At 68.3% G+C, this 12,512-nt stretch carries 11 protein-coding genes; all 11 read left to right on the forward strand.

Annotation, left to right across the window (positions count from 1 at the left end):
- Positions 1-97: 97 nt before the first annotated feature.
- The 11 genes from NCG93_RS19000 (at position 98) to NCG93_RS19050 (ending at position 12,509) form a co-directional block, all read left to right on the forward strand.
- A complete protein-coding gene (locus NCG93_RS19000; RefSeq protein ID WP_194413283.1) occupies positions 98-1,477 on the forward strand; it encodes an FAD-binding oxidoreductase in 1,380 nt (459 codons plus the stop codon).
- Positions 1,474-2,814 carry a class I SAM-dependent methyltransferase gene (locus NCG93_RS19005; RefSeq protein WP_194413284.1) on the forward strand — a complete coding sequence of 447 codons (1,341 nt, stop codon included), beginning with the start codon at positions 1,474-1,476 and terminating at the stop codon, positions 2,812-2,814. The genes NCG93_RS19000 and NCG93_RS19005 overlap by 4 nt, the downstream gene beginning before the upstream one ends.
- Before the next feature lie 698 nt (positions 2,815-3,512).
- Positions 3,513-4,361 carry a metallophosphoesterase family protein gene (locus NCG93_RS19010; protein ID WP_194413285.1) on the forward strand — a complete coding sequence of 283 codons (849 nt, stop codon included), beginning with the start codon at positions 3,513-3,515 and terminating at the stop codon, positions 4,359-4,361.
- Between the two features lie 24 nt (positions 4,362-4,385).
- The gene (locus NCG93_RS19015; protein ID WP_194413286.1) at positions 4,386-5,327 is read left to right on the forward strand and encodes a MurR/RpiR family transcriptional regulator; all 942 of its coding nucleotides are present in this window, start codon (positions 4,386-4,388) and stop codon (positions 5,325-5,327) included.
- A 101-nt stretch (positions 5,328-5,428) separates the two neighbouring features.
- Positions 5,429-6,631 (forward strand): ABC transporter ATP-binding protein, encoded by a 1,203-nt coding sequence (locus tag NCG93_RS19020; RefSeq protein WP_194413287.1) that lies wholly within the window; start codon positions 5,429-5,431, stop codon positions 6,629-6,631.
- Between the two features lie 39 nt (positions 6,632-6,670).
- Positions 6,671-8,023, forward strand: coding sequence for an ABC transporter substrate-binding protein (locus tag NCG93_RS19025; RefSeq protein WP_194413288.1), 1,353 nt, complete (start codon positions 6,671-6,673; stop codon positions 8,021-8,023).
- On the forward strand, positions 8,020-8,784 hold the full coding sequence (locus tag NCG93_RS19030) for a tyrosine-protein phosphatase (protein WP_194413289.1): 765 nt from the start codon (positions 8,020-8,022) through the stop codon (positions 8,782-8,784). The genes NCG93_RS19025 and NCG93_RS19030 overlap by 4 nt, the downstream gene beginning before the upstream one ends.
- Before the next feature lie 25 nt (positions 8,785-8,809).
- Entirely contained in the window at positions 8,810-9,715 is a 906-nt protein-coding gene (locus NCG93_RS19035) for a phosphodiesterase (RefSeq protein WP_194413290.1), read from the forward strand.
- A 12-nt stretch (positions 9,716-9,727) separates the two neighbouring features.
- Positions 9,728-10,678, forward strand: a complete 951-nt coding sequence (locus NCG93_RS19040; RefSeq protein WP_194413291.1) for a carbohydrate ABC transporter permease — start codon at positions 9,728-9,730, stop codon at positions 10,676-10,678.
- A gap of 12 nt (positions 10,679-10,690) precedes the next feature.
- Positions 10,691-11,587: a carbohydrate ABC transporter permease gene (locus NCG93_RS19045; RefSeq protein WP_194413292.1), complete on the forward strand. Its 897-nt coding sequence runs from the start codon at positions 10,691-10,693 to the stop codon at positions 11,585-11,587.
- A 118-nt stretch (positions 11,588-11,705) separates the two neighbouring features.
- Entirely contained in the window at positions 11,706-12,509 is an 804-nt protein-coding gene (locus NCG93_RS19050) for a hypothetical protein (RefSeq protein ID WP_194413293.1), read from the forward strand.
- Positions 12,510-12,512 lie beyond the last annotated feature (3 nt).

Consider the following 12,512-nt stretch of genomic DNA (forward strand, 5'->3'; position numbering starts at 1 on the left):
GTCGCGTCGATCTGACGGGGGTCGGGTGCGTGAAACGACCAGACCGGCAGCGAGCGGGATCCTTCACCCGGACCCCGCCGCGGACTAGCGTGGGGTCGTGTCCGCACCCGCGACCGACGCCCGCACCGCGCACGCCGCCGGCGTGCGACGGCTGCTCGAGAGCTACTGGGCGCTGCCGCCGGACGCGCAGGTCCGGCTCGCCAAGCGCACCTCCAACCTGTTCCGTTCGCGTTCGGTGACTGCCGCTCCCGGCCTGGACACGTCGGGGTTGACGGGAGTCATCCGCGTCGATCCTGAGGGTCGCACGGCGGACGTCGCGGGCATGTGCACCTACGAGGATCTCGTCGCCGCGACACTGCCGCACGGGCTGGCACCCCTCGTCGTACCGCAACTGAAGACGATCACACTCGGCGGCGCGGTCACGGGCCTGGGCATCGAGTCGACGTCATTCCGAAGCGGGCTGCCGCATGAATCAGTGCTCGAGATGGACATCCTCACCGGCGCAGGGGAGGTCATCACGGCATCCCCGAGCGAGCACGCCGACCTGTACCGGGCGTTTCCCAATTCCTACGGCACTCTCGGCTACGCGGTGCGTCTGCGCATCGAACTCGAGACGGTTCAGGCGTTCGTGACCCTCCGGCAGCTGCGCTTTCACACGATCGCCGATCTGATGGCGGCGATGGACCGCATCGTCGCAACGCGTCGGCTGGACGACGTTCCGGTGGACTATCTCGACGGTGTGGTGTTCAGCGCCGACGAGAGCTACCTGTGCGTCGGGACCCAGAGCTCCGCGCCCGGCCCGGTCAGCGACTACACGGGGCGACACATCTACTACCGGTCCATCCAGCACGACGACGCCGAGAAAGTCGACCGGCTCACCATCCACGACTACCTCTGGCGGTGGGACACCGACTGGTTCTGGTGCTCGGCGGCGTTCGGGGCGCAGTATCCCTTCGTCCGCCGCGTGTGGCCCCGGCGCTACCTCAGCAGCGCCACGTACAGCAGGCTCATGCGGCTGGAACGCCGATTCGACATCGGCGATCGCCTCGAGAAGCTGCACGGCCGCCCCGCGCGCGAGCGCGTGATCCAGGACGTCGAAGTGCCGATCGCCCGGTGCGCCGAATTCGTCGACTGGTTCCTCGGGAACGTGCCGATCACCCCCATCTGGCTCTGTCCGCTGCGATTGCGCGACCATGACGCGTGGCCGCTCTACCCGCTGCATCCAGCCGAGACCTACGTCAACGTCGGCTTCTGGTCGACCGTTCCGGTCGGGGCGACGGAAGGCGAGACGAATCGGCTGATCGAGCGGAAGGTGCGCGACCTCGACGGGCATAAATCGCTGTACTCCGACGCGTTCTATTCGCGGGAGGACTTCGACTCGCTCTACGGCGGGGCGGACTATCGAGCGGCGAGAAGGCGGTACGACCCCGACGGGCGACTGCTCGACCTCTATCAGAAGGTTGTGCAACGACGATGACCACATCCAAGGAACAGGCGGATGCCTCGGCCGATGGCGACGCGGCCGGCACGGCCGACGCGGAGTCCCGAAAACTCACGCTCGCCGAGGTGCTTGAGATATTCACGGCGGGCCGGTTGCCGCTGCGCTTCACCGCGTATGACGGCAGCACCGCCGGTCCTCCCGACGCGGCCTTCACCCTTGACCTGAAGACACCCCGCGGCACGACGTATCTTGTCACCGGGTTCGGTGATCTCGGGCTCGCGCGCGCCTACATCGCCGGCGATCTCGACATCCGAGGTGTACACCCCGGCGACCCATACGAGCTGCTCAAGACGCTCGAGACCCTCGAGTTCCCGCGAGCATCGCCGCGGCTCATGGCCCGGATCGTCCGCTCGATCGGCGTCGAGCATCTGCGCCCGGTCTCGCCGCCGCCTCAGGAGGTGCCCCCGCGCTGGAGGCGCATCGCCGGTGGCCTGCGGCACAGCAAGTCGCGCGATGCCGAGGCGATCCACCACCACTACGACGTCTCGAACATCTTCTACGAGTGGGTGCTGGGCCCGTCGATGACCTACACGTGCGCGTGCTACCCGCACCTCGACGCTTCGCTCGAGGAGGCACAGGAGAACAAGTACCGGCTCGTGTTCGAGAAGCTGCGGCTGAAGCCGGGCGACCGGCTGCTCGACGTCGGCTGCGGCTGGGGCGGTATGGTGCGCTACGCCGCTCGTCGGGGCGTCCACGCCCTCGGAGTGACGCTGTCGCAGGAGCAGGCCGGGTGGGCGCAGCGCGCCATCGCCGACGAAGGGCTGGAGCACGCTGAGGTGCGGTACGGCGACTATCGCGACATCGCCGAGACCGGTTTCGACGCGGTGTCGTCGATCGGGCTGCTCGAGCACATCGGCGTGCGCAACTACCCGGCGTACTTCCGCTTCCTGTGCTCGCGGATACGCCCGGGAGGCCTGCTGCTCAACCACTGCATCACCCGCAGTGACAACAAGACCGAGCCCGCGGCGCGGGGGTTCATCGACCGCTACGTCTTCCCGGACGGCGAGCTGACCGGTTCCGGTCGTATCGTCACCGAGGCACAGGATGCCGGGCTCGAAGTGCTGCACGAGGAGAACCTGCGCCCCCACTACGCACTGACGCTCCGTGACTGGTGCGCGAACCTCGTCGAGCACTGGGACGAAGCGGTCACCGAGATCGGACTACCCGCTGCGAAGGTGTGGGGCCTCTACATGGCCGGATCACGGCTCGCCTTCGAATCGGGCGGGATCGAGCTGCACCACGTTCTGGCCGTCAACTCCCGGGGGAACAGCGACGATGCCGACCTCCCGCTGCGGCCGTGGTGGACGCCATAGCGGCGCGCGGCCGGAGCCGCTGCGTTTTCATCACCCTCCGAACGTCCGGTGCTCCACGATCACGGCCCGGAGCCCGACGGCCGCGCCCGTGAGCGCGGGGCGCCGTGGCCGGGTCGTGCACGGGTGCACCTGCGTGCCTTGAGGATCACCATCCGGGCGACGAGCGGAAGTCCTTCCCGCAGCCGGCATACCGCCCGTGGCCAGTCGGCCAGCGGGCGGATGCCGGTGGCTCGCCGCACGACCGCCGGTCCGCGCTCGAGTTGAGCGTCGCAGTCCTTCTGCATCGGCTGCTAGGCGGCCGGCACCTCCTGCAGCGCTCGCACCTCGATTCGTCCCTGCAACGCTGTTGCAGCCCTGATCGTCCACTCCACCGCTGCGGCCTCGTCAGCCACCTCGATCTCCGATTCGTGCGTGCAGGCTAGCGCTCGTCAGCGATGCCGCGGTCGGGCTTGTTTGGAGTCCAGCAGTTGAGGCTCCGCAACCCGGCCCCCCACGGTAGAGGTACCGACCTCGGGAATGAGGGAGATCGAGATCCAACGCACCGCACGGTAGTGCGGAGGGAAGCGGATTTCCGCGCGCAAGGAGATCGTGAACCAGCTATTCACCGATCGTTTGCATGGACGTCTCACGCTTTCCTTATCGTGGCGGCGTCGCGGATCGGCCGTTGCGCGACATCCTGCCGATGCATTGGAGCAGTCGTGAAGATCGTTCAGCTGTCAGACACGCACATCAGTCACCTCGGTGGGTCTCCCACCGACAACGCTGTGCGCATCGTCGAGTTCATCAATTCACTGGAGCCCGACTTTGTCGTCCACAGCGGAGACGTGACAATCCTCGACCCCGACGAGGACCGAGATCGTGTCGCGGCGCGTGAAGTACTCGCCGGGATCGCGGCACCGCTGCGCGTGCTTCCCGGCAATCACGATGTGGGTGAGCCCGGCGAGAAGCCGTTCGGAGATCGCCCGGTCACGAGTGAGCGCGTCGCCGCGTTCCGTGCGCACTTCGGGGAGGATCGATTTCTCGAGGAAGTCGGCGACTGGGTCGTCATCGGAGTCAACAGCGAGCTCTTCGACTCAGGGCTGCCCGAAGAAGATGAGCAGTGGGACTGGATCGATGCTCTCCCCACGCTCGCCGGGGCCCGGCCCGCCCTTTTCTTTACGCACAAGCCGGTGTGGGCGCTCACCCCAGAGCTGCAGGATCCACGCCTGTCGGTCGGACCGGCGTCGCTGCCCCGGCTCGAGGCAGCGCTGGCGGCACTCGACGTCCGTGGCTACGGCAGCGGGCACCTGCACCACTTTGCCCTTACGCACCGCGGCGGTGTCCCCGTCGTCTCGGCGCCCTCGACCGCGTTCGTGCATCGCAGCGCTGCGAGCGCCGACGTCGTCGGTCCGGGGCTCATCCAGCTCGGCGTGGTCGAGTACGTGATCGACGAGAGAGGGGCGCTTCCGTTCTTCCGCGCGCCGCACGACCTCGTCGAGTTGGAATTCCTGCAGGTCGAGCAGGCTCGCCTCGCCCTGGATGCGATGGGTGTCGTCCTCCCCGCGTGATCGCGGCGTGATAGACCCGACAGCATGCAATCGCACGTTGCCGAACCGCCGCTCGGCGGAACCATCGACCACATCCTCTCCGTGCTGCCTTCGCTGATCCCGAGCGCCCAGCGGGTCGCCCGCATCTGCGCGGAGCGGCCTCAGGAAGTCGTCGACATGTCGGGCGCGGACCTCGCTGAGGCCGCCGGCACGTCGCCTGCGACGGTCAGCCGCACGAGTCAGGCGCTGGGCTTCCGCGGCTTCCAGCACATGCGGATGCTGCTTATTCGCGATCTCGGTGCGGCCGCGCAGGACGAGGAAGCGCGCCCCCAGGGCACCGAGGGCTGGCTGCTTACGCTCGCGGACGGTGCGGCCGGCCTCCTCCGCAGCTCGCTGGCCTCGGTCGATCCCGGGGCCTTCGACGCGGCTGCGGACGCCGTCGCGCGTGCGCCACGTGTGCTCGTGGTCGGCACCGGCGGATCGCATCCGGCAGCGCAGGCCGTGGCCGTGAACTTCATCATGAATGGGCGTTCGTGCGAGGCGCCCAGCGACGGAGTCGTGCAGCAGCTGACCGCGAGCGTGCTCGGGCCAGGCGACGTATGCCTCGTGGTGAGCTCGAGTGGCGCGAACTCGGTCACCCTCGCGTCGGCCGCGGCGGCAGCGGATGCGGGCGCCACCGTGATCGGTGTGACGGGCTTCGCTCGCGCACCGATCGCCGAGCATGCAGATCTGCTGCTCGTCGGCGGCGCCCGGTTCCAGGCCTGGGACCGGGGCACACTCGGCAGCGGCCTCGTCCAGCTTCTCCTGCTCACGGCGCTTCAGATCGCAGTTGCGGAGCGGATGACGGATGCCGCGGAGAAGGCGAGGGCGGCCGTACGCGAAGAGGTGCTCGGCATCGTCGCCGAGGACATGCCCGCGGAGTCGGCGGAACCCGGGGGTGAGCCGGACGCCGCCATCGATGTTCGCGACGGCACCGCCGAACGTTGACGCCGGGTTTGCCTGCAATTCACTTTCGCATCTTTGAATCGCTAAGCAAGCGAATTTCGCGGGAGGGACCCGCGCGGTAAGTCGCTTGCAGAAAGCGACTCATGGGCACGATCCAGCTTTCAGGCATCGGGCGCAGCTTCAAGAGCACCGCTGCCGTCCGCGACATCGACCTGACGATCGCGGACGGCGAGTTCGTCGTCCTGCTCGGACCGTCCGGTTGCGGCAAGACCACACTGCTGCGGATGATCGCCGGCCTGCTCGAACCGACGACGGGCCGCATCCTGCTCGACGGCGCCGACATCACCGAGCTGCCGTCGAAGAAGCGCGACCTCGCGATGGTCTTCCAGAGCTATGCGCTCTACCCGCACCTGAGTGTGCGGAAGAACCTGGCCTTTCCGCTGAAGGTCCAGCGGCTGGGCAAAGAGGAGATCCAGCGCCGGGTGCAGGACGTCGCCGATTCCCTCGAGATCGGTCACCTGCTCGACCGCAAGCCGAAAGAGCTGTCCGGCGGCCAGCGCCAGCGCGTCGCCGTCGGGCGCGCGCTGGTGCGCAACCCCAAGGCGTTCCTCATGGACGAGCCGCTGTCGAACCTCGATGCCAAGTTGCGCACGCAGACGCGCCACGAGCTGACCGCGCTGCACCGGAGCCTGAACGCCACCTTCGTCTACGTCACCCACGATCAGGTCGAGGCGATGACGATGGCGACCAAGATCGTCGTGCTGAATGCCGGCGCCATCGAGCAGTACGGCACACCGGAAGAGGTCTACGACCGCCCCGAGTCCGTGTTCGTTGCCGGCTTCCTCGGCAGCCCCGCGATGAACCTCCTCGACGCGCAGGTCATCGGCCGCGAAGGAATCGTGTCGCTGTCGGGCAAGGGACTGGCCGGCGACCTCTGGCCCGGCGACACCGGCGACCTCGACGTCGTCGTCGGCGTCCGCCCCGAGCACCTCGAGATCGCCGCTCTGTCGGACAAGCGCGATGGGATCCTTCTCGACGGCACCGTCGAGATCGTCGAGAACCTCGGCGGGGAGCAGATCCTCACCTTCGCCACCGGCCCCTCCCGCATCCATATGCGGACATCCCGCGACGTTCACCTGTCGGTCGGCGAACAGCTCACTCTGCGCGCTGCCGCGGAGCACGTGCACCTCTTCGAGCGCGCCTCCGGTCGACGACTCGAATGGGTCGTCGACACCGCCGCCGAGGGCGACGACGGCTCCGTCGCGCGCGGGGGCGCCGAGCTCCCGGCCGAACACCCGTCTGCGGCATCCGTCGCCCGCCAGTCTGCACCGCTTGTCACCGCCTGACCCATACATCCAGCCCACCCGAAATAGGAGAACCACGACATGAACACCCGCACCCGCCGCGTCGGGCTCGCGTCGCTCGCCGCGCTCAGCATCGCCGCCCTCAGCGGCTGCGCCGGAGCCGCTGCGACCGGCGCCGCCCCGGCTGCCGGCCTCGCCCAGCTCGACGACGACCAGAAGGTCGAGATCACGTTCGAGTCCTACAACCTCAGCAACGCCGGCATCTGGTCCGACACGATCAACAGCCTGCTCGACGAGTTCATGACGGAGCACCCGAACATCACGGTCGTCGGCCAGCCCAGCGACTCGGCGAGCGGCACCGCCGCGAGCGTGCAGAAGCAGGTGCTCGCCGGCGACCCACCCGACGTCGCACAGTTGACGTTCAACGAGCTCGACTTCGCGGCCACCACGCTCGGGGCTCAGAACCTCACGGCCCTCGTGGGCGAGGACGGCCTCGACGAGGAGTTCGGGGGAGAGTATCCGTATCACGAACGCGCCCGCACGCTTGCGGACTGGGACGGCCAGACGTACGGCTTGCCCTACGTCTTCTCGACGCCCATCCTGTGGATCGACGAGGCGAAGTTCGAAGCGGCCGGCCTCGATCCGGCGACGGTCGACCTTTCGACATGGGATGCCGTGGCCTCGGCGGCCGAGCAGATCACGGCCTCGACCGGCGCGCCGTCGATGAGCGTCACGTGTGTGGTGACCGGCGGCAGCTGGTGCATGCAGGGTCTGTTCCGGTCCAACGACGCCCAGGTGCTGAGCGACGACCGCTCCACGATCGAGTTCGGCTCCGATTCGGCGATCGACACGGTGCAGGTGTTCCGTGACATGTACGACGACGGCATCCTCACCAACGAGGACTCCACGTCGCAGTATGAGGCGTTCGCGCAGGGCAAGACAGCTATCCACGTCAACACGTCGGCGCTGCAGGGCGCCTTCATGCAGGGCTCGCAGGCCGGCGGCTGGACGCTCGACGCCCGCCCGCTGCCCGCATTCGACGACCAGCCGGTCGTGCCGACCAATTCCGGTTCGTTCCTCGCGATGTTCGCGAGCGACCCAGCCAAGCAGGCGGCCGCCTGGGAGTTGATGCAGTGGATGACCAGCCCGCGGGCCTACGAGCTCATCTCGACCGAGATCGGCTATCTCCCGCTGCGGACGACCCTGACCGAGGAGGGTGGCCCGCTATACGACTGGGTGGAGAAGAACCCGCTGGTCAAGCCGAACCTCGCTCAGCTCGACGACCTCGAACCGTGGGTCTCGTATCCCGGTGACAGCTACGCACAGGTCGATCAGGTGCTGGCGACCGCCATCGAGGAGTCGATCTTCTACGGTGCCGACGCGAAGGACGCGATGACGGATGCCGCTGACCGCGCCCAGGAGCTGATCAAATGACCACCGCCGACGAGACCCTCGCCGAAGCGCCGGTGCGATTGCACACCGTGCCGGGCGTTTACAACCTGCGCGACACCGGCGGCTACCACGCCGCCGCCGGCACGACCCGCTGGGGCAAGCTCTTCCGCTCGGACGCACTGCACCGGATTGACGCTGCTGGGCGGGCCCGGCTCACCGAGCTCGGCATCGCGCACATCGTCGACCTGCGCGGCACCGACGAGCGGCGCACGGCGCCGAGCCTGCTCGACGGGCTCGACGCACGGGTGCATCATCTGCCGGTCTTCGACGACGCGGCTCCGGCGGTGCAGGCGGGTGTCCCGATCGGGCTCGCGCCGATATACGACCACATGGTCGACGAGCGCGGCGCACACCTCGTCGCCGCCATCCGGGTGATCGCAGACGCCGCCGACGACGAGGCGGTGCTCGTCCACTGCACGGCGGGCAAGGACCGCACGGGACTCGTGGTCGCGTTCGCCCTGCGCGCCGTCGGCGTCGATCGCGACGAGGTCGTGGCCGATTACGCGCAGACGTCGGACAACCTGCGCGGGGAGTGGGCCGACGCCATGCTGCGCACCTTCCAGGACCGAGGTCACCACCTCACCCCCGAGATCGTCGAACTCGTTACCGCGAGCCCAGCCCCGATCATGACCGCACTGCTGGATCGCATCGAGCGCGAGCACGGTTCAGTCGCTGCCTACCTGCGGGCGCAGGGACTCACCGCCGCCGAACTCGAGCGTCTCACCGGCGCACTCATCGACTGACACACCATCCCGAACGGAGAATCCCATGACCGAAATCCGGCCGCAGCACCCCACGCCCGAGCACTTCATCCTCCACGTGTCCGACACCCACTTCGTCGGCGACGGCGACCTGCTGCACGAGCGCATCGATTCCGACAAGAACCTCGCGGAGCTGTTCGACGGCTTCGCGAAGTCCAACGCGCGCCCCGAGGCGATCGTCTTCACCGGCGACCTCGCCGACAAAGGTCGCGCCGACGCGTACGAGCGGCTCCGCGCGCTCGTGGAGCCCGCGGCGGAGAAGCTCGGCGCCGAGGTGATCTGGGTGATGGGCAACCACGACGAGCGGGTGGCGTTCCGGCGCGGGCTGCTGGACGAGGATGGCGAGCAGTCCGAGCCCGTCGACCGGGTGTTCGACATCAACGGGCTGCGCATCATCGCGCTGGACTCGACGGTGCCGGGCCAGCACTACGGCGAGATCTCAGACGAGCAGCTGGAGTGGCTGCGTCGCGAGCTCGAGGTGCCCGCACCCGACGGCACGCTCATCGCCCTCCACCACCCGCCCGTCCCGAGCCCGCTGGGACTCCTGGCGCTCGTCGAGCTGAAGGATCAGGACAAGTTCGCCGAGGTCATCGCAGGAACCGACGTCCGCGGCATCCTCGGCGGTCACCTCCACTACTCGACCCACAGCACCTTCGCCGGCGTGCCGGTGTCGGTCGCGTCCGCCACCTGCTACACGCAGGACCTCAACGTCGTGTACCCCGGCGCCCGAGGGCAGGACGGCGCTCAGTCGTACAACCTCGTGCACGTATATGGCGACCGGGTGCTGCACTCGGTGGTGCCGATCGGGCAGTTCCCGACCGTCTACGAGATGACGCCCGAGATGCTGGAGTCGTACATGAAGCTCAGCGCGGAACAGCAGCTCGCGGTCGTCAACGCGTCTGTGCAGGAGTAGGGCACTTCCGCCATGTTCGTCACCGTCGCTGCTCCCTCGGGAGCCGTCGCCGGCACCGCGGATCCGACGCCTCACCGGCGTCGGATCCGCCCCGCGCGGCTCGTCCCCTACCTTTACGTCCTGCCCGGGATCGCGTTCCTGCTGCTGTGGACCTACAGCCCGCTGGTCCAGACCTTCGGGCTGTCGTTCTACGACTGGAACCTCCTGCCGACCAGCCCGAAGACCTTCGTCGGCCTGGATAACTACGTGGAGGTCGCGCAGCTGCCCGAGCTGCACACGGCGATCGTCAACACCGTGATCTACGTCGCAGCGTTCCTGGTCTTCTCGCTGGTGCTGCCGATCGCCATAGCGATGCTCGCGCGGCAGGTGCGCGGCCGCATGCGCACCTTCTACCAGGCGCTGATCTTCGTGCCCTTCCTCGTCACACCGGTTGCGACGAGCGCCGTGTGGCGCTGGCTGTTCGCGGAACAGGGTGCTATCGCCACGATCCTCGCCGGCGCCGGCATCGACATGCCGAACGTCTTCCGCGACGCAGATCTCGCCATCTGGGCGGTCGTCGTGATCGTCGGTTGGCAGATGCTCGGCTTCGGCGTCCTCGTCGTCGCGGCGGGCTTCGCGGGCATCAGCCCCGAGTACGGTCAGGCCGCCTCGCTCGACGGCGCCGGAACGGGCACCATCACGCGCCGCATCACGCTGCCACTGCTGTCGCCGACCATTGTCTTCCTCGCCCTCATGACGATCCTGCTGGCGGCGCAGTGGACCTATCCGATCATCGACCTGCTCACCCAGGGCGGGCCGACCAACTCGACGACCAACATCTACTACCTGCTCTACCAGTTCGGCTTCCAGAACTTCGACACCGGCATCTCGTCGGCGGCGGGGGTCATCTTCTTCCTCGGCTTCGGCGTCATCGCGCTCGTCTTCCTCGAGCTGCAGGACCGTCTGAGCTTCTACGACAACTGAGAGAACCACGACATGGCATTCGTCGCCGTCGCCGCACCGGTCGCCGTCACCGGTCGCGCCAACACCCTGCAATCCAAGGTCGAAGACCTCGCGGTCGGCTCGCGCAGCCACGCCGGGGTCATCGTGGGCCACGTGATCCTCGTCGCCCTCGCACTGTTCAGCGTGTTCCCCGTCTACTGGATGTTCGCCACCGCGCTGCGCGCGCCGGGCGACGCGCTCGACCAGACGCTCCTGCCATGGCCCCTGAGCTTCGAGAACTTCGCATACGTGTGGAACACCGTCCCGATCGGCAGCATGCTGGTCAACACCTTCGTGATGTCGCTCATCCTCGCGGCGGTGCAGCTGTTCATCGCGATCCTCGCTGCCTACGGCTTCGCAGTCTGGGACTTCGTCGGCAGCAAGTTCCTCATGTTCCTGTTCATCGGCTCATGGCTGGTGCCGTTCCAGGTGACGATGATCCCGAACTACCTCCTCGTCTCTCAGATGGGACTGCTCGGAACCGTCGGCGGCGTCATCGTGCCGCAGCTCGCCGGCGCCTTCGCCGTGCTGCTCATGGTCCAGCACATGCGCGCCTTCCCGCGCGAACTGCTCGAGGCCGCCCAGCTCGACGGCCGCTCGAGCTGGTCCACGCTGTGGACCGTCGTCGTGCCGAACATGAAGCCGGCGCTCGCGGCGCTCGGCATCATGGGGTTCATCTCGGCGTGGAACGAGTACCTGTGGCCGGCGCTCATCATGCGACAGGGCGACGCCCTCATCCAGGTCGGCGTGCGGAGCTTCCTCTCCGCCGAGGGCAACAACTGGGGTGCAACGATGGCCGCCGCCGGACTCGCGTGCGTACCCGTGCTCCTGATCTACGTCTTCCTGCAGCGCTACGTCGTCGACGCGTTCGTGCGCTCCGGCCTGAAGTAGCCCCATCAGGCAGCGGACGCCTCGGCCGCGGGACAAGTGCGCATCGCCCGCAGCATTCACGTGTCCTCGTGAGAGGGCGCCACGGCGTCCGTTAACCCGCCCACGCTAAGGTGCGCCCATGGCTAAGACGACGAAGGCACAGCGCCAGGCGCTGGACGCGATGGAGGATGCCGCCATCGCGGCGAAGCAGGCGAAGAAGGCGGCCAAGGAGTTGCCGGGCAAGACAGCCAAGAAGCTGCGCGAGCTCTCCGAGGACGCCAGAGACGCCGCTGATGTCTCGAGGAAGGCGCTTCGAAAGTCGCCCGGCAAGGTTGCCAAGCGCGCCACGCGAGCGGCGGACAAGCTCGTCAAGGCGACGGCCCAAGCCGTTGCCAAGGCCGAGAAGAAGGCACGTCTGCGGGCGGAAGCCGAGCGCGCCGCGGTCGAAGCCGAGCGGGTGACCGCCGAGGCCGAGGAGCGCGCCGCGCAAGCGAAGGCAGCCAAGAAGGAAGCCGCGAAGGCGGCGAAGGCGGCCGAGCGCGCGGACCGCGAAGCAGCGGCGGCGCAGCTGGCGCTCGAGAACGAGCTGGCTGGTCCCGCCCAGACGGACGCCGCGGAGTCGAGCCCGGCATCCGGCGCGACAGCGCCCCCGGCGACCGAGTCGGCACCGCCCGTCGACGCCACGGCGACCAAGGCGCCCGCGCGCAAGACGCCCGTACGACCTGCGTCCGGCCGGAAGACCGCCACCGCGTCATCGACCGCCCCGACCGCCCCCGCCTCACCGCGGGCGAAGTCGTCGCGCGCCGCTTCGCCCGCCGGCGAAGGGGGCGCATCCGAGCTCTCATCGCTCACGGTCGCCACGCTGAGGGACCGCGCGAGGGCGGCCGGCAAGACGGGATACTCGCGCCTCAGCAAAGCGCAGCTCGTCGCGCTCCTGTCCTGAGGT

It is taken from the genome of Microbacterium yannicii (assembly GCF_024055635.1).
Classification (GTDB): Bacteria; Actinomycetota; Actinomycetes; order Actinomycetales; family Microbacteriaceae; genus Microbacterium; species Microbacterium yannicii.